16 protein-coding genes are annotated in these 17020 nt (G+C 71.3%); 5 read left to right on the plus strand and 11 right to left on the minus strand.

The genetic code is table 11. The features are described 5' to 3' along the window. The first annotated feature begins 8 nt into the window (after window positions 1-8). Window positions 9-1295: an RNA polymerase sigma factor gene (locus DVR05_RS04220; protein WP_116244480.1), complete on the plus strand. Its 1287-nt coding sequence runs from the start codon at window positions 9-11 to the stop codon at window positions 1293-1295. Between the two features lie 69 nt (window positions 1296-1364). Here the strand turns inward: DVR05_RS04220 and DVR05_RS04225 are convergent, their stop codons facing one another. Continuing rightward, window positions 1365-2504, minus strand: a complete 1140-nt coding sequence (locus tag DVR05_RS04225) for a vanadium-dependent haloperoxidase (protein ID WP_198659032.1) — start codon at window positions 2502-2504, stop codon at window positions 1365-1367. Between the two features lie 512 nt (window positions 2505-3016). Here DVR05_RS04225 and DVR05_RS04230 point away from each other — a divergent pair. From DVR05_RS04230 to DVR05_RS04245, 4 genes are all read left to right on the plus strand, one after another. Beyond that, on the plus strand, window positions 3017-3463 hold the full coding sequence (locus tag DVR05_RS04230) for a hypothetical protein (protein ID WP_116244482.1): 447 nt from the start codon (window positions 3017-3019) through the stop codon (window positions 3461-3463). Between the two features lie 228 nt (window positions 3464-3691). Further along, window positions 3692-4585 (plus strand): SPFH domain-containing protein, encoded by an 894-nt coding sequence (locus DVR05_RS04235; RefSeq protein ID WP_198659033.1) that lies wholly within the window; start codon window positions 3692-3694, stop codon window positions 4583-4585. Window positions 4586-4867: 282 nt separating this feature from the next. Continuing rightward, complete coding sequence (locus DVR05_RS04240; protein WP_116244483.1) at window positions 4868-5170, plus strand: hypothetical protein; 303 nt, start codon at window positions 4868-4870, stop codon at window positions 5168-5170. A gap of 203 nt (window positions 5171-5373) precedes the next feature. Beyond that, window positions 5374-5751, plus strand: a complete 378-nt coding sequence (locus tag DVR05_RS04245; protein WP_116244484.1) for a DUF1330 domain-containing protein — start codon at window positions 5374-5376, stop codon at window positions 5749-5751. A gap of 87 nt (window positions 5752-5838) precedes the next feature. Here the strand turns inward: DVR05_RS04245 and DVR05_RS04250 are convergent, their stop codons facing one another. From DVR05_RS04250 to DVR05_RS04295, 10 genes are all read right to left on the minus strand, one after another. Next, window positions 5839-7128, minus strand: a complete 1290-nt coding sequence (locus DVR05_RS04250) for a thymidine phosphorylase (RefSeq protein WP_116244485.1) — start codon at window positions 7126-7128, stop codon at window positions 5839-5841. An 83-nt stretch (window positions 7129-7211) separates the two neighbouring features. Continuing rightward, window positions 7212-7643: a cytidine deaminase gene (locus DVR05_RS04255; protein ID WP_116244486.1), complete on the minus strand. Its 432-nt coding sequence runs from the start codon at window positions 7641-7643 to the stop codon at window positions 7212-7214. Continuing rightward, window positions 7622-8884 carry an ABC transporter permease gene (locus tag DVR05_RS04260; RefSeq protein WP_116244487.1) on the minus strand — a complete coding sequence of 421 codons (1263 nt, stop codon included), beginning with the start codon at window positions 8882-8884 and terminating at the stop codon, window positions 7622-7624. The genes DVR05_RS04255 and DVR05_RS04260 overlap by 22 nt, the downstream gene beginning before the upstream one ends. Next, window positions 8881-10434 (minus strand): ABC transporter permease, encoded by a 1554-nt coding sequence (locus DVR05_RS04265; RefSeq protein WP_116244488.1) that lies wholly within the window; start codon window positions 10432-10434, stop codon window positions 8881-8883. Before DVR05_RS04265 ends, DVR05_RS04260 begins: the two co-directional genes overlap by 4 nt. Beyond that, window positions 10431-12041 carry an ABC transporter ATP-binding protein gene (locus DVR05_RS04270; RefSeq protein WP_116244489.1) on the minus strand — a complete coding sequence of 537 codons (1611 nt, stop codon included), beginning with the start codon at window positions 12039-12041 and terminating at the stop codon, window positions 10431-10433. The genes DVR05_RS04265 and DVR05_RS04270 overlap by 4 nt, the downstream gene beginning before the upstream one ends. Before the next feature lie 162 nt (window positions 12042-12203). Beyond that, the gene (locus DVR05_RS04275; protein ID WP_116244490.1) at window positions 12204-13256 is read right to left on the minus strand and encodes a BMP family protein; all 1053 of its coding nucleotides are present in this window, start codon (window positions 13254-13256) and stop codon (window positions 12204-12206) included. A gap of 334 nt (window positions 13257-13590) precedes the next feature. Beyond that, window positions 13591-14322: an alpha/beta fold hydrolase gene (locus DVR05_RS04280; protein WP_116244491.1), complete on the minus strand. Its 732-nt coding sequence runs from the start codon at window positions 14320-14322 to the stop codon at window positions 13591-13593. Window positions 14323-14461: 139 nt separating this feature from the next. After that, a complete protein-coding gene (locus DVR05_RS04285) occupies window positions 14462-14806 on the minus strand; it encodes a biotin/lipoyl-containing protein (RefSeq protein ID WP_116244492.1) in 345 nt (114 codons plus the stop codon). Window positions 14807-14811: 5 nt separating this feature from the next. After that, the gene (locus DVR05_RS04290; protein WP_116244493.1) at window positions 14812-15831 is read right to left on the minus strand and encodes an alpha-ketoacid dehydrogenase subunit beta; all 1020 of its coding nucleotides are present in this window, start codon (window positions 15829-15831) and stop codon (window positions 14812-14814) included. Then, window positions 15828-16865 (minus strand): thiamine pyrophosphate-dependent dehydrogenase E1 component subunit alpha, encoded by a 1038-nt coding sequence (locus DVR05_RS04295; RefSeq protein ID WP_116244494.1) that lies wholly within the window; start codon window positions 16863-16865, stop codon window positions 15828-15830. Before DVR05_RS04295 ends, DVR05_RS04290 begins: the two co-directional genes overlap by 4 nt. Window positions 16866-17020: the final 155 nt, after the last annotated feature.

The following is a 17020-nucleotide window of genomic DNA, read 5'->3' on the forward strand; positions in this document are numbered from 1 at the left end:
GACCGGACATGAGTGACCCCACGGGCCGCGAGGCCGTCGCCGCCGTCTGGCGGATCGAGTCCGCGCGGATCGTCGGCGCCCTGACGCGCTACACCGGGGACTTCGCGCTGGCCGAGGACCTGGCCCAGGAGGCGTTGGCCGAGGCGCTGGTGACCTGGCCGCGCGAGGGCGTGCCCCGCAGTCCCGCGGGATGGTTGCTGACCGTCGGGCGGCGGCGCGCGATCGACGCGTTCCGTCGGCGCGCCGCCCGCGACGAACGGTACGCCGCCCTCGCCCGGGAGCTGGACGAGGGCGGCATCGCCTCGGGCCCGGTTCCCACCGCCCCGGAGGAGAGGGATCGGGACGTGTTGTGGGACCCGGACCGGATCGACGACGACGTGCTGTCGCTGATGTTCGTCGCCTGCCACCCGGTGCTGTCGCGGGAGGCCCGCGTGGCGCTCACGCTGCGGGTGGTCGGCGGTCTGAGCAGTGACGAGATCGCCCGGGCGTTCCTGGTCCCGACCGCGACGGTGCAGGTCCGGATCACCCGGGCGAAGAAGACCCTCGGGGCGGCGCGGGTGCCGTTCGGGCCGCCGCCCGCCCAGGAGCGCGCCGCGCGGCTGGGCTCGGTGCTCAACGTGGTGTACGTGATCTTCACCGAGGGCTCCTCGGCGAGTTCCGGCGGCGAGCTGATCCGGTTCGACCTGGCCTCCGAGGCCCTGCGCCTGGCCAGGATGCTGTCCCGGCTGGTCCCGGACGAGCCGGAGGCGCACGGCCTGCTGGCGCTGCTGGAGCTGACGGCGGCGCGCTTCCCCGCCCGCACGGACGCGGAGGGGCGGCCGGTGCTGTTGGAGGACCAGGACCGGCGCCGGTGGGACCGGTCCGCGATCCGCCGGGGGCGCGCCGCCCTGGCCCACGCGGAGCGGTGTGGCCGGGGTCTGGGCGCGTACGGGTTGCAGGCGGCGATCGCGGAGTGCCACGCGGTCGCCGGATCGGTCGGGGAGACCGACTGGGAGCGGATCGTGCTCGTCTACGAGGCGCTGGGGCGGCTCGCGCCGTCACCGGTGGTCGACCTCAACCGGGCGGTGGCGGTGTCCATGGCCCGGGGGCCGGGCGCGGCGCTGCCGATCGTGGACGAACTGGCCGCATCCGGGACGCTGGCCAGGACCCACCTGCTGCCGACCGTGCGCGGCGAGCTGCTCACCCGGCTGGGGCGGACCGAGGAGGCCCGCGCCGAGCTGGAGCGCGCGGTGGAACTGTGCGGCAACGAGCGGGAGCGGGGCGTGTTGGAGGGCAAGCTCGCCGCCCTCGGGTGAGGGGGCGCGGTCGGCCGCACCGGATCGGGGTCCGGTGCGGCCTTCGCCTCCGTCACGGCGGAAACCAGGTCACACCAGACGTCGGACGGCGTGCTCGGCCACCTCGTATCCGTGCTCCAGGGAACGCTCGTTCGTCAGCCGGTAGTGGACTCCGGCGTAGAGTCGACCGTCCGCCACCTCCTGGGCGGCCGCGGTGATGCTCGGCAGATGTCGGGTCACCCCCACCGCGTGCGGATCGTCGGTCGTGGCCACGTAGTCGAGGTCGGCGGTGCCGAAGTGGTGGGAGACCGCCCCCGCCCAGGCCCCCGCCACGGACGCGTGGCCGGAGAGGTAGGAGGGATGGTTCGGGGCGAAGTGGCGGCCGTCGACGTCGGCGGACAACGGCTGCCAGTCCGGGTCGGGCGAGGTACGGTAGTTACCGTCCGTATCCGCCATCCTGATGGCGTGGTGGGGCCTCCAGTGGTCCACCTCCGTCTCGAACTTGGCGTCCCAGGCGGTGATGACCGCCTCCGCGATCGCCACCGCCTGGAGGGCGAAGAGGCGGGCGACGTCCGTGGTGTCGGCGTCCGGCCGGTGGGTCCGCACCAGGATGCCCGTGTGCTCGTACATCTGGCCCAGCTTGTAGGTGCCGTCCAGGTCGTTGGCCCAGAAACGGGCCATCTCCGTCTGGTCGGGCGTGCGCTCGGCCGAGTGGGCGCCTCCGAGCGTTCGGACCAGCTCCACCTCCTCGGCGTACCGTTCACTGGCCAGGCGCTTCCTCGTGTTCTCGTACCCGCCCCAAGGTTCCGGGCGTAGCTGCGAGCCGTGCCCGAGTACGAACGGCCGGACCCTGCCCCAGTGCGGCTCAACGACGGGAACACTCGGGTCCGGCCGCCAGTGGCCCGGCCTGAGGACCGGCACGTACTCGACGGTGCGGTCCCAGCCGTCGTCCTCACGGTGGCGGATCATGGCCCGCGCGGTCCGGAGCCCGGCCCGCCGACCCAGGTCGTGATCGCGCGAACCCGTGCGGTACGTCCCCAGGGCGGCACGCAGGTCGTCGGAGAAATCCAGACGAGGGAAAAGGGCCGCCAACGTCTCGTGTGCGGCGTAGTCGATCGCCGGGTCCAGGGCGCCCTCCCGCCCTCCGACCAGATCGCTCGTGTCGGTCAGATAGATCATTCCGTAGGACTCGACGGAACCGACGACGTCATATATCGCCAGATTCATCATGGCCCCGGCACGGGAAATCCGACCGGGACCTCCGGGTATTTTACGGAACGCACCGATGAGGACCTTGTTCCAATAAAGGACATGGTCTGCGATTCGAACCTCCGCAGCCGCCCTCCCCGGGACCGCAGGAAGGACTACGGAACCGGCAGCGACACCGGCTACCGCCCTGATGCCGCCCCTTCTGGTGAATTCGGGCATGTCTCGCGATTCCCATCCACGGTCGAACGAACACCACCCGGATGCCCCGGAACACGAACCGAGGAGAACGTGGAGCAACCGCGGTGCACGATTTTTGTTTGCGCCCACCATTCCTACCTACAGCCCCTGGAAGGGCATCAGCGGAAAACATTCAGATACCAACGCTTGACGCGATCATCACCCGCTCTTTGGTTCCGAACCCACGGTGGAGAAAGCAATGATTCGATCACGTCCGATAACCGGACATCGCCGAACTCGGGTGCGGGGGCGCGGTCGGCCCCGGCGCCGTCCCCGCTCCCGGGTAGGGTCCACCCGTGGTGTTGTGCGACTACTTCTCCGCCTCCGGTGACGAGGAGGCCGTCGGCGTGCTCGATGGTCCCGGCGGCCCGGAACCGTCGGTGTTCGACGTGCTGCCGTTGAAAGGGATCGACCCGGTGGTCGTCATGGCGCGGCTGGAGGCGATCCTGACGGGCTGCGACCACGACGAGGCCTCGGCCCGCCCGCGCTCCGGGGAACTGCTGTCGGACCCGGAACACGGGAGCGCCTTCGTCGTGAGCGTGTCCGACAGTCTCCAGCGGGCGCTGGCCTCCGCCTCCGAGGACCGGTTGGCCGAAGCCGCCGGACCGTGGGCGGACACGGAGGAGCTGCGCGACGACCCGTCCACGGCCGACGACCTGCTCGAGGTGCTGCGTCCGCTGGCGGGTCTGGCCCGCCGCGCCGAACGGGAGGGCCGACGTCTGTACTGCCGGTGGGCCCTGTAGCGGCACTGCCGCCGCCCGGCGCGACGGGGGCCGGGCCCCGGATCGGAACGTTCCCCGGAAAGAGGGAACCACCGGCGGCTCCGTTCCTTCCTAGTTCACGCGGCGACTCACCCGGGTCGCCGCGGTCGCCCCGATCCCCACCGGTCACAGCCGCATCAGGCGTGGACCCGACACGGATCCGGCGGCCCCGAACGGACACCGATCGCATCCCCCAAGGAGCAGCAGCCAGTGAAACGCCCCCGCACCGTCGCCGCGACCGTGACCGCGACCGCCGCGCTCACCGCGACCGCCCTCCTCCTGACCTCCTGCTCGACCTCCGTGAACCCCGACCAGGTGGCGCTGGAGTACAACGCCGGAGCCTTCTCGTCCACCGAGTTCGACCAGTGCGTGGACCCCGGCAACCGCGAGTACTACGGCCCCGGCGACCGGATGTTCGTCTACCCGGGCGGCCAGCGCACCTTCACCTTCTCCGGTGCCGAGAACGCCGAGATGGCCACGTCCACGGCTGTCTCCTCCGACGACCTGGAACTCCAGGTCACCGGACTGGTGACCTTCGCCCTCAACCCGGACTGTGAGACGCTCCGACTGTTCCACGAGCAGATCGGCCTCAAGTACGAGGCGCACGAGGACGCGGGGTGGAACGAGATGCTGCGCGACTACATCGGGCAGCCGCTCAACCGGGCGATCGACGACGCCACCAAGGAGTACACCTGGCGCGAGCTCTACACCGACCCCGACGCCAAGTCCGAGTGGGAGCGTCGGGTGGGCGAGCTGACCGCCGACTACATCGCCGAGCAGGGCGGCGGCGCGTTCTTCATCTCGCCGACGTTCGTCCTCGGGGAAGAGGAGGAGCCGGGGGACCCGCAGCTGACCCTCCAGCAGCCGACCCCGCCCGAGGAGGTGCGCGACGCGCTCACCGCCGCCCAGGAGGCGGTCGAGCAGACCCGTGCCCAGGAGTCCGAGAACGAGCGTATCCAGACCGAACTGGAGGCGATCGAGGCCCTGGTGGACGTGCTCGGCCCGGAGGGCTACATCCTCTACCAGGCCATGAAGAACGGCGACATCGACCTGTTCCCCGTTCCCGCGGGCGGCAACGTCAACATCACCCCGCCGGGGAACTGACGGCATGGACGAGGGCCTGCCCCCGGACGTCTCCGCCGTCCTGGGCGCCCTGCTGACCGCGGACGATCCGGTCCATGCCGGGCTGCGCGAACAGCTTCCCCACCTGAGGGTGCGCAACCGCTGTTCGTGCGGCTGCGGCAGCGCGTACTTCGAGGTCGACACGGACGCCGTGCCGCCGACCCCGGTCGATGAGCGGCGCACAGTCGTGGCCGTCGGTTCACGCGATCCGCAGCCACCGAAACGACCGCCGGACCCGACCGGCGACAGCGCCTCCTGGAGGAGATGCGCGACAATCCCCGTGTCCGCTACCGGCAACAGCACGGCATCCTTCCCGCCTGGATGGACGAGCCTCGCCGACGCCCGGCGAACCCCCCGACGCCGCTTCCGGTCCCCCGCCCGCGCACGGCACCCGACAACGACCCCCGCCCCGGAAACCCCAAGCGACCGCCCCTCCCCCGCCGACGCAGCCGCCACCGCAAACCCCCCAGACGCGCCCTTCCGCTCCTGGCGACCCACGTCCTCACGGCGATGGCCGCGACCCTGGCCGGAGCGGCCACGTACCACCTCGTCGTGGTCCTGTCCTGAGCCCCGACGGCACGCGGGGCCGCGCCGGAACCCCCGTCCGGCGCGGCCCCGGAACACGGACGTCGGGCGGAGCATCCTTCCCGGGACACCGGAACATACCGACCGGCCGGTTTGATTCGGGGACACACCTCGCCTAGGGTGCTGTCACCCCCGGTTTCCGGCGCCCGTCACCCGACGCGGCCGGTCACGACAAGGAGTCACCGATGGCAGTCGACCCCTCAGGAACCGCCCTGTCCGCAGCACTGTCCGAGGTCCCGGACGGCCCCTTCGTCATGCTCAACCTGTTGCGCTTCGCCCCGGACGGCCGCTCCTCCTACGAGGAGTACTCGCGTCGGGCGGGCCGCTTCCTGAAGAGGTACGGGGCCGAACTGCTCTACGCGGGTGACGGCACGACGCCCCTGGTCGCCGAGGAGGGCCAGGACTGGGACGCGGTACTGCTCGTCCGCTACCCCGGCCGCGAGGCGTTCAGCCGCATGGTCGCCGACCCCGGGTACCAGGAGATCACCCACCTGCGCACCCGTGCCCTGAGCGAGGCCGTGCTCCAGCCGACCGTTCCGTGGACGGCCGCCCGCCCGGCGTGACCCGGCGCAGAACCACCCCCACACGCACCAAGGGCCGCACCGGAACCCAAGCCCGTCCGGTACGGCCCTCGCCGTGTCGACGCGGGATCAGGCCACGCGGTCGATGACCAGCGGCCGGGGCTCGTGGGCGGCGTCCGCCTCGATGTCGAACGCCCCCTCCAGCGCCTCGGCCGCCCGGTCGAACCGCTCGGGCTCGTCCGCGTGCAGGGTGAACAGCGGCTCGCCCGCGGAGACCTCCTCCCCCGGCTTGGCGTGCAGCGTCACCCCCGCGCCGAAGGACACCGCGTCCTCCTTGCGGGCACGCCCGGCGCCGAGCCGCCACGCGGCCAGCCCCACCTGGTAGGCGTCCAGGCGGGTGAGGGTCCCCGACGCGGGCGCCAGCACCACGCGGGTCTCGGCGGCCTCCGGCAGCGGCGCGTCCGGGTCGCCGCCCTGCGCCCGGACGATCTCCTTCCACGACGCCAGCGCGCTGCCGTCCCTGAGCGCCTCGGCCGGGTCCTTGACCCCGTCCCGGCCGGGCGTGAGCCCGGCGGCGGCCAGCATCTCCCGGGCCAGGGCCACGGTCAGCTCCACCACGTCGGCGGGGCCGCCGCCGGAGAGCACCTCGACCGCCTCGGCCACCTCCAGCGCGTTGCCGACCTGACGGCCGAGCGGCGTGGCCATGTCGGTGAGCAGCGCGACCGTGCGCACCCCGTGGTCGTTACCGATGTCCACCATCGTGCGCGCCAGCTCACGGGCGGAGTCGACGTCCTTCATGAACGCGCCGGACCCCACCTTGACGTCCAGGACGAGCGAACCCGTGCCCTCGGCGAGCTTCTTGCTCATGATGGAGGCGGAGATCATCGGGATCGACTCGACCGTCCCGGTCACGTCGCGCAGCGCGTACAGTTTCCGGTCGGCCGGGGCGAGCCCGGCCCCGGCGGCGCAGATCACGCCGCCCGTGGTGGAGAGCACCGCGCGCATCTCGTCGGTGCTGAGCGAGGCCCGCCACCCGGGGATCGACTCCAGTTTGTCCAGGGTGCCGCCGGTGTGCCCGAGCCCGCGCCCGGACAGCTGCGGCACGGCCGCGCCGCAGGCCGCCACGGTGGGCGTGAGCGGCAGGGTGATCTTGTCGCCCACACCACCGGTCGAGTGCTTGTCCGTGGTGGGCCGCTCCAGGTCGGAGAAGTCCAACCGCTCCCCGGAGGCGAGCATCGCCTCGGTCCACCGGCTCACCTCGGCCCGGTTCATCCCGCGCAGGAAGACCGCCATGGCCAGCGCGGACATCTGCTCCTCGGCGACCTCGCCCCTGGTGTAGGCGTCGATCACCCAGTCGATCTGTTCGGGGGTGAGCTCCGCGCCGTCGCGCTTGGCCCTGATGATCTCGATGACGTCCATGTCCTGTTCCCCTTCTTCGCGGAACCGCGGCTGAAAAGGCGTCTCCCCGGCACCGGATCTCCGGCGCCGGGGAGACGTCCCGGTCACTGCGTGAGGTTGTGCGGCCCGAAGGCCTGCGGGAGCACCCGGTCCATGGTCAGGACCCCCTCGGGGGTGTCGACCAGCAGGTGCGGCCCGCCGTGTTCGTACAGCAGCTGCCGACAGCGCCCGCACGGCATGAGGGTCTCGCCCTCGCCGTCCACGCAGCTGAACGCGGTCAGCCGCCCGCCGCCGGAGGCGTGCAGGGCACTGACCAGCCCGCACTCGGCGCACAGGCCGATCCCGTAGGAGGCGTTCTCCACGTTGCAGCCACTGACGATCCGGCCGTCGTCGACCAGGGCCGCCGCCCCCACCGGGTACCGCGAGTAGGGCGCGTAGGCGTTCCCCATCGCCTGCCGGGCGACCGCGCGCAGCGCCGCCCAGTCCACGGACTCCGGGTCCGGGAGTGCGTCCGTCATGACCGGCTCGCCCTCCACTGCTTGCCGATGCCCGCGGGGGGCCGCAGGCTCTGCGAGGCCAGCGACAGCACCAGCAGGGTCGCGATGTGCGGGCTGTAGGTGGCCAGCTCCCGAGGCAGGGAGTCGGTGGTGAAGTACCAGGCCAGCAGCAGGACGCCCGCCAGGGCGCCGGCGATCGCCAGGCCCTTGCGGTCGGACCGGACCTGCCAGATCGCGACCGCCAGCAGCGCCACCGCCAGGAGCAGCAGCAGGGCATGGATCGCCTCGCCGCCGCCGCGCACCTGGAGGGCGTCGGTGTAGCCGAACAGTCCGGCGCCCATGGCCAGGCCGCCGGGCCGCCAGTTGCCGAAGATCATCGCGGCCAGACCGATGTACCCGCGGCCGCCGGTCTGCCCCTCCTGGTAGATGTTGGACGCCACGATCGCGAGGAACACGCCGCCCATGCCCGCCAGGCCGCCGGAGATGACCACGGCGATGTACTTGAAGCTGTACACCGGCACGCCCAGGGACTCGGCGGCGTCAGGGTTCTCGCCGACCGACCGCAGCCGCAGCCCGAAGGTGGTCTTCCACAGCACCAGGTAGGTCACCGGGATCATGAGCAGCGCGATGAGGGTCAGCGCCGACATCCGCGTGGTCAGCCCGATCACCAGCGACGCCAGGTCGCCGACCAGGAAGATCCCGCTGTCGGCCACCGGCTCCAGCAGGTCCGGCAGCCACGGCAGGTTCAGGGTCGGGAACGACGGCGTCGTCGGGGACTGCGCCGCGCCCGCGCCGGGCACGTCCGAGTAGAGCAGGATCGACATGTACCGCATCGCGCCGAGCGCGAGGATGTTGATCGCCACGCCGGAGACGATGTGGTCGACCGCGAAGGTCACCGTGGCCACCGCGTGCAGCAGGCCGCCCAGCATGCCGCCGAGCACACCCGCCACCAGGCCGATCCAGGGGTTGTCGAAGGACCACGCGAAGTAGGCCCCGAACCAGGTTCCCAGGATCATCATGCCTTCGAGGCCGATGTTGATGATGCCGGAGCGCTCCGCCCACAGACCGCCCAGACCGGCCAGGCCGATGGGCACCGCGAAGGCGAGCGTGGTGTTGATGGTGCCCGCGTCGGTGAGCATGTCCTGACCCGTGATGACCCGCAGCCCGGACAGGGCCACGAACACCGCGCAGGTCAGGGTGAGGAAGCGCCACCTGGCCCATCCCCGAGGACGGTACGGCGACTCGTGCACCGCCTCCGTGACGTTGAGTTCCTGGCTCACTGTGCCTCCCCGCCGCGTTCGCCGTCGGTCTTCGGGCCGGTCTCACCCGCACCGCCGGACGTGGGCGCGGCGCCCACCGGTTCGGCGGTCACGGTCGTGGCGCCGAGCTGCTTGCCGATCTGCTGCTGCTGGTAACGGCGGCCCCACCGGTGCACGACCTCGTAGACCACGACGACCGTGAGCACGATGGTGGCCTGCGCGATGACCGCGATCTCCTGCGGGATGTTGTCGAAGGGCAGGATGTTCGCCGCCTGGGTCAGGAACGACCAGAACAGGGAGGCGAAGACGATGCCCACCGGGTGGTTGCGGCCCAGCAGGGCGATGGCGATGCCGATGAAGCCGATGCCGGTGGGGAAGTCCAGCGCGTAGTAGTGCGCGCTCCCGAGCAGCTGGGGCAGGCCCACCAGTCCGGCGACCATGCCCGAGAAGAGCATGGACAGGAACACCATCTTCTTGACGTTGATACCGCTGGCCTCGGCCGCCGACTGCGACTGGCCGGTGGCCCGCAGCTCGAAGCCGAAGCGGGTGCGGTTGAGCATCACCGAGTAGCCGACGCCGACCGCGACGGCCAGGAACACCAGGCCGAAGATCTCCCGGTCAGAGCCGAGGAAGAGCGCGGGGATCCCGGGGACCCACGACGACTCGGGCAGCGGCGGGGTGCCGATGTTGTTGGTGCTGATCTGGACCGCGAGGCGGTCGGTGCTCAGCAGGTAGGCGGTGATGCCGGTGGCGATCGCGTTGAGCATGATCGTGGAGATCACCTCGGACACGCCCCGGGCGACCTTGAGGTACCCGGCGATGCCCGCCCAGGCGCCGCCCACGGCCACCGCCACGACGATCATGACGAGCTGGCTGAACGGCGGCGGCAGGATGAGGTATCCGCCCACGGCGGCCGACAGCAGGGCCGCCAGCCGGTACTGGCCGTCGACGCCGATGTTGAACAGCTTCATCTTGAAGCCGATCGCCACGGCCACGGCGGCCAGGTAGTAGGTGGTGCTGTCGTTGATGATCTGCACCATGCTGTCCGGGCGGGTGCCGTACTCCAGCATCCGGCCGAACGTCGACATCGGGTCGATGCCGCTGAACAGCAGCACGAGCGCGGTCACCGCGATGGCGATCAGCCCGGCCGCGAACACCGCGGCGAAGGACAGCGCCAGCAGCGCCGACAGGCGGTGGAACAGCAGGAAGGTCAGGGCCGATCCGACGACGGCGCCGACGACGGCGGCGACCGGCTCGATCAGGCTCAGGTCCAGCAGCCACGCCGACAGCAGTCCGGCGACCACCGACAGCACCAGGGCCGTCGGCACCACCAGCGTGTTGTGCAGCGCGGTGCCCCGCTCCTCCGTTCCGGCGGCGGCGACACGGCGCTCGGGCGGCACCCTGTTGTGGGTCACGGCCACGAACGCGAAGGCCGCGGTGACGCCGATGATCAGCGCGGCCCACCACAGCAGCGCCATGTCGAGGGCGAACGTGACACCCGTGCCCAGGAGTACCGCGATGGTGAAGGCCGCGGGTCCGGGAAGCGGGCGTCGGTTGTCAGAGGTCGTCACGACTCGCCCCCGTCCTCGTCGGCACGGTCAGTACCCTCAGCACCGCTGTCACTCTCCGTGGAACCGCCGCCCGCGCGCAGCCCGGCGCCGGTCATGGCCGAGCCCAGCTGTTCGGGGGTGACGGTGGTCGGGTCGGCCTCGGCGACCAGACGGCCGCGGAGGATCACGTGGATCGTGTCGGACATGCCGATCAGCTCGTCCAGGTCGGCGGAGATCAGCAGCACCGCCAGACCGGCGGCGCGGGCCTCGCGCAGCTGCTCCCAGATGGCCGACTGGGCGCCCACGTCCACACCGCGCGTGGGGTGCGCGGCGACCAGGAAGCGCGGCTGCCCGCTCATCTCCCGGCCGATGATGAACTTCTGCTGGTTACCGCCGGACAGGGCGTCGGCGATGACGTCGATGTTGGGTGTGCGCACGTCGTACTCGGCGACGATGCGCTCGGAGTCGGCGCGCGCCCCCACCCTGTTGATCCAGGGACCGCGCACGCTGGGCGCCTTGGTCTGGTGGCCCAGGATGCGGTTCTCCCACAGCGGGGACTCCAGCAGCACGCCGTGCCGGTGGCGGTCCTCGGGGATGTAGCCGACCCCCGCCTCGCGGATGCGCAGCGTGGACCAGCCGGTGATGTCCTGCCCCTCCAGCAGGATGCGGCCCGAGGCGAGGTGGCGCATGCCCATGATCGCCTCGATCAGCTCGGACTGGCCGTTGCCCTCGACACCGGCGATGCCGACGATCTCGCCCCGGTGGATGTCGACGCTGACCTCGTCCACGACCGGGCGCCCCTCCGGGGAGCGGACGGTGATCCCGTCGAGCGAGAGCACGACGTGGTCGGTGACGGTGGACTCGCGCAGCTCCGGCACGGGCAGTTCGCCGCCGACCATGAGGGTGGCCAGTTCCCGGGCGGTGGTGGTGCCCGGGTCGGCGGTGGCCACCGTGGTCCCCCGGCGGATGACGGTGATGTCGTCGGCGACGGACAGCACCTCGTCGAGCTTGTGCGAGATGAAGATGACGGTCAGACCCTCGCGCTTGAGCTCGCGCAGGTTGTCGAAGAGCTCGTCGACCTCCTGCGGGACCAGGACGGCGGTGGGCTCGTCGAGGATGATCGTCTCGGCGCCCCGGTAGAGGACCTTGAGGATCTCCACGCGCTGGCGGTCGCCGACACCGAGGTCCTCCATCAGGCGGTCGGGATCGACGCCCAGGCCGTACTGGGCGGACAGCCGCTGGATCTCGGCGCGGGCGCGCCTGCCGATGCCGTGGCGGCGCTCGGCGCCCAGGACCACGTTCTCCAGGACGGTGAGGTTGTCGGCGAGCATGAAGTGCTGGTGCACCATGCCGATGCCGTGGCGGATGGCGTCGGAGGGCGAGTGGAAGCGCACCTCCTGACCCTTGACGTGGATCGTGCCCTCGTCGGGGCGGTGCATCCCGTACAGGGTCTTCATCAGCGTGGACTTGCCCGCACCGTTCTCGCCGACGATGGCGTGCACGGTACCGGGAGCCACGGTGATGTCGATGTCGTGGTTGGCCACGACTCCGGGAAAACGCTTGGTGATCCCGTGCAGCTCGACGGCGGGGGTTTGACTCGACCCGCCGCCCGATGACGTGCTGCTCATCTGTCTCCTCGTGGAACTGGCGGCGGGGCGCGGGGCCGGGGTGTCGGCCACCGGACGCCGTCGTCGCGAAGCGGCAACCGGCAGCGGCACCGGGCGCGGGTCCTCCGCGCTCCGGTGCCGCCTCCGGTGCGGTGCCACGGGACGGGCCCGTGGCGCGGCGTGCTACGGGGCGGTCGGGACCTCGATCTCGCCGTCGATGATCTGCTGCTTGTACCCGTCGAGCTCCTCGACCAGCGGCGCGATGAGCTCCTCGTTGGACTGGGTGTAGTCCACGCCGCCCGAGGCCAGGTCGAAGCGCTGGATGCCGCCCTCGACGTCGCCCTCGACGGCGTCCTGGATCAGCTCGTACACGGCCACGTCCACCTGCTTGATGGCGGAGGTGAGCACGTACGGCTTCTGGTCGTCCTCGGCGTTCGCGTACTGGTCGCTGTCGACACCGATGAACAGGAAGTCGTTCTCCACGGCGGACTGGAGGACACCGTTGCCGGAGGCCCCGGCGGCGTGGTAGATGACGTCCGCGCCGCGGTCGTACTGGGCCTGGGCGGTCTCGCGGCCCGCGGCGGGGTCGCTGAAGCCGCTGAAGTCCGGCGGCTGGCTGATGTAGTCGATCTCGACGTCGATGTCCTCGTTGACGTGCTCGACGCCCGCGACGAACCCGGCCTCGAACTTCTGGATCAGCGGGGTCTCGACACCGCCGATGAAGCCGACGTGGTCCTCCTCGGTGGACAGCGCCGCGGCGGCGCCGGCCAGGAAGGAGGCCTGCTCCTCGGCGAAGACCAGGCTGGTGACGTTGTGGAGGCCGTCGATCTCGGAGTCCACGATGGCGAAGTGGACGTCGGGGTACTCCTCGGCCACGGCCTGGACGGACTCGGCGTAGGCGAACCCGACGGCGATGACGACGTCGAAGCCCTCCTCGGCCATGGTGGCCAGGCGCTCCTCCTTGGCGGACTCGGGCTCACCGTCGGCGGGCTCGAAGTCGCGGGTCTCCACACCCAGCGACTCCGCGGCCTGGGTCAGACCGCGGTAGGCCGAGTCGTTGAACGAGCGGTCGCCACGGCCGCCGACGTCGTAGGCCAGGCCGACGCGGACGTCGGAGGTCTGCTCGCCGCCGTTGCCGGCGTCGTCGACGGTGTCGGTCGCGTTGTCACACGCGGTGAGGGCCAGCACACCCGCCGCCGCGGCGGCGGCGAACTTGGCCGCGTTGCTGCGCTTCACTTCGGTAACTCTCCCCTTCGCCATCTCAGCGGCCCGCATTCACACGGATCCGACCTGAGTTCTGTTGCCGGACAATATCCGCTGGTGGAAAGTACACGTGACGGACGGACTGAGTTGTTATGAAGGCGAGAGCTGAGAGACACGACGACTCACCCGATCCCCGCCGGGCAGGCGCCGCACGGTGGCGGCCAGATTCCCGTTCCTCCTTATCCGACCTGAGGTTCTCCGACGCGGAGAGGGGTTTTCACTCCCCGGCACCGCGCGGACACCGGGCGTCACACGGCCCCGTCGGCGCCGAGATCGGCGCCGACGGGGCCGTCCGGTCTAGACCGGACTATCCAACCAGGAAGTCCACGACGGCCTGCTTGAAGACACGCGAGGACACCGCGTTGGCGTGGTCTCGCCCGGGGATCTCGACGTGCGTCCCGCCGCAGCGGGCCGCCAGGTCCTCGGCTCCCGTCGCGAGCGTATCCCGGGCGCCGGAGACGAACAGGAGGGGCACGCCGACGGGGGCGGGGTCGGCGGCGAACGGGCGGGCGGCCTGGCCGCGCGCGCAGGCGGCCAGAGCCTCGGCGTCGTTGCCGGCCAGCCCGGACACCGTCCGGAAGACCTGGTCGAAGGGGGTGTCACCCGCCCCGGGGGCGGACAGGTCGGCGTCGGCGAAGGCGTTGACCGGGCCGAAGCCGCCCAGGGCGGCCCGCCGTACCCGGTCGGGGGCGGTCAGGGCCAGCTCCCAGGCCAGGCGGGAGCCCATGGAGTAGCCGACCAGGTCGACGCGGTCGACCGCCAGCTCGTCGAGCAGGCCCAGCAGGTCGGCGGTGAAGCGTTCGGGCAGGTAGGCGGCCTCGTCGAGGGGTTTGTCGCTGCCGCCGTGACCGCGCAGATCCGGTCCCAGGACTCGCAGTCCGGCGCCGCCGAGTGCCTGCGGCCACCCCGCGGCGGACCAATTCATGCCGAAGTTCGTGCCGAATCCGTGCAGAAGTAGGACCGGCACGGCGTCCGCCGGTTCACTCGGCGGCAAATCCACATAGCGCATTGTCACGTCGCCGGCCAGATTCGCGGTCATGATTCCCCTATCGATTGTGGACTTGGTGTTTCACCCAGGAAAAATCGAAGGCCCAATCAGATGTTCCTATAAACGATACCGGAGATGACCGGCAGACGTTTGTGGATACATCTGAACGGGCCTTGCGACGTGCGGTTCCTCAGTCCGTCGGCGGCTTCAGACGCACGCGGCGCGCGGGCCGTGCCTCCTCCGTCGGGACCTTTCCGACGATGCCCGCCCTGGGGGCGTCGTCACTCACCGTGACCGCGAAGGTGACCAGGGGCGCGCCGACCGGGACGACCTCGTTCTCCTCCGCGTGCAGGGTGACCACCCTGCCCTCGGTCGGCGAGGGGATGACCACCGCGGACTTGGTGGTCTCGACCTCCACCAGCGGGGCGTTGCGCTCGACGCGGTCGCCGACGGCCACCTGCCACTCCAGGACGGTGGCCTCGACCAGTCCCTCGCCGAGGTCGGGAAGGGTGAAGGTGGTGTTGTCCTCAGCCATGTCGTCTAGTACTCCAGGGTCCGTTGCACCGCGAGCAGGACGCGGTCGATGGTCGGCAGGTACTGCGGCTCCAGGGGACCCGCGGGATAGGGGACGTCGAATCCGGTGACGCGCTGGACCGGGGCGGCCAGGTCGCGGAAGCAGTTCTCCGTGACCAGGGTGGCCACCTCCGCGCCCAGACCGGCGGTGAGCGGCGCCTCGTGGACCACCACGGCGCGCCTGGTGCGGGCGACCGAGGCGGCCAGCCCGGCGGCGTCGATCGGTTTGAGCCAGCGCAGGTCCAGCACCTCCAGGTCCACGCCGTCCTCGGCCGCGAGCTCGGCGACCTGGAGGCAGCGGTGCACCATCGCGCCCCAGGCGATGAGGGTGGCGTGGCGGCCCGGGCGGACGATACGGCTGGTGCCGACGGGGGTGGTGGGTTCCAGGAGCTGGACCGGCCTGCGGTCCCAGTAGCGGGCCTTGGGCTCCATGAACACGACCGGGTCGTCGGAGCGGACCGACTGGAGCAGCAGGGTGTAGGCGTCGCCCGCGTCGGAGGGGGCGGCCACCTTGAGCCCGGGCGTGTGCGCGAAGAGCGCCTCCAGGCTCTCGCCGTGGTGCTCGGGCGCCTGGATGCCGCCGAAGGAGGGCAGTCGCAGGGTGATCGGCATCGGCGCGGCCCCCCGGGTCCGGTAGTTCATCCGGGCGACCTGGTTGACGATCTGGTCGATGGCCGGATACGCGAAGCCGTCGAACTGGAGCTCGGGCACCGGACGCCAGCCGTTCATGGCCAGGCCGACCGCCATGCCCATGATCGCGGACTCGGCCAGGGGGGTGTCGAAGACACGCCGGTCGCCGAACTCCTTCTGGAGCCCGTCGGTGACGCGGAAGACGCCGCCCAGGGTGCCGACGTCCTCACCGAAGACGAGGGTGTCGGGGTCCTCGGCGAGCAGGACCCGCAGGGCGCGGTTGATCGCCTGCTGCATGGACAGTTCGACGGGGGCCGACCCCGCCGGGGCGCCGGCCCGTTCGATCAGTTCGGTCACAGTTCGACCTCTTCCTGCCAGACCCGGCGCTGCCGGATCAGCTCGTCGGTGGTCTCCCGGAAGACGTGGGTGAACAGTTCGGAGCCGTCCGGCTCGGGCGCGGTGGCCACGCCGTCGCGGATGGCCTCGGCCCGCTCCCTGGCGGCGGCGTCCACCTCGGCGAGCGCGTCCTCGTCGGCGTGCCCGGCCTCGATCAGGGCCGCGCGCAGCAGGTCGAGGGGGTCGCGGCGGCGCCAGCGCTCGGCGTCGGCCTCGTCGCGGTAGCGGGTGGGGTCGTCGGAGGTGGAGTGCGGCTCGACGCGGTAGGTCAGCGCCTCGATCAGGGTGGGTCCCCCGCCGCGGCGGGCGCGGGCGACCGCCTCGGCGGTGGCCTGGTAGACGGCTCCGGCGTCGTTGCCGTCGACCAGGACGCCGGGCATCCCGTAGCCCTCGGCGCGGGCGGAGACCGAGCCGCCGGCGATCTGGCGGTGGTTGGGGACCGACAGCGCCCACTGGTTGTTCTGGCAGAAGAAGACGACGGGGGCGGCCATGACCCCGGCGAAGTTCATCGCCTCGTGGACGTCGCCCTCCGAGCTGGCCCCGTCGCCGAAGTAGGCCAGGGCGACGCCGTCGTCGCCGCGCAGCCGTTCGCCCACGGCCCAGCCGACCGCGTGCGGGACCGGCCCGCCCACCACGGCGTTGATCGCGCCGAAACGGGAGGCCATGACGTCGTACAGGCCGCCGTGCCACAGGGCGCGGTGGGTGGCCATGTAACCGACCATCTCCACGCCGTAGGCCAGGGCGGCGGCCATCTCACGGTAGGTGGGGAAGACGAAGTCCCGTTCCGGGTCCAGGGCGGCGGCGCTGGCGACCTGGGCGGCCTCCTGCCCGCGCACGGACACGTAGGCGGGGAAGACACCCTGGCGCTGGAGGGCGATGGCCTCGGCGTCCAGGTCACGCGCGGTCCGCATGTGGCGGTAGAGCGTGCGGGTGAGGTCGGGCGGCAGGTGGTCCACGGTGATGGACCCCCGGCCCTCTGGCTCATGGGTGGGCATTGTCGAGCGGCTCCCAACGTGGCCCCGTGCGCGGTGGCGCGCCGGGGCTCGGGTGTCACGGTCCTACCCGTGATTCTCCGGACATCTCGACAGAATCGCTAGATACTCACTCGTAGTTGATACAAACGAGGACACTTCGGCGACATACGTACTCA

This window comes from Nocardiopsis sp. FIRDI 009, from assembly GCF_003386285.1.
In the GTDB taxonomy this organism is placed as follows: domain Bacteria; phylum Actinomycetota; class Actinomycetes; order Streptosporangiales; family Streptosporangiaceae; genus Nocardiopsis.

Bases quoted from the DNA above. Each gene is read 5' to 3' on its own strand.
- DVR05_RS04220 (WP_116244480.1), top strand. From the start codon at position 9: ATGAGTGACCCCACGGGCCGCGAGGCCGTCGCCGCCGTCTGGCGGATC.
- DVR05_RS04225 (WP_198659032.1), bottom strand. From the start codon at position 2,504: ATGATGAATCTGGCGATATATGACGTCGTCGGTTCCGTCGAGTCCTAC.
- DVR05_RS04240 (WP_116244483.1), top strand. From the start codon at position 4,868: ATGCGCGACAATCCCCGTGTCCGCTACCGGCAACAGCACGGCATCCTT.
- DVR05_RS04245 (WP_116244484.1), top strand. From the start codon at position 5,374: ATGGCAGTCGACCCCTCAGGAACCGCCCTGTCCGCAGCACTGTCCGAG.
- DVR05_RS04250 (WP_116244485.1), bottom strand. From the start codon at position 7,128: ATGGACGTCATCGAGATCATCAGGGCCAAGCGCGACGGCGCGGAGCTC.
- DVR05_RS04270 (WP_116244489.1), bottom strand. From the start codon at position 12,041: ATGAGCAGCACGTCATCGGGCGGCGGGTCGAGTCAAACCCCCGCCGTC.
- DVR05_RS04280 (WP_116244491.1), bottom strand. From the start codon at position 14,322: ATGACCGCGAATCTGGCCGGCGACGTGACAATGCGCTATGTGGATTTG.
- DVR05_RS04285 (WP_116244492.1), bottom strand. From the start codon at position 14,806: ATGGCTGAGGACAACACCACCTTCACCCTTCCCGACCTCGGCGAGGGA.
- DVR05_RS04295 (WP_116244494.1), bottom strand. From the start codon at position 16,865: ATGCCCACCCATGAGCCAGAGGGCCGGGGGTCCATCACCGTGGACCAC.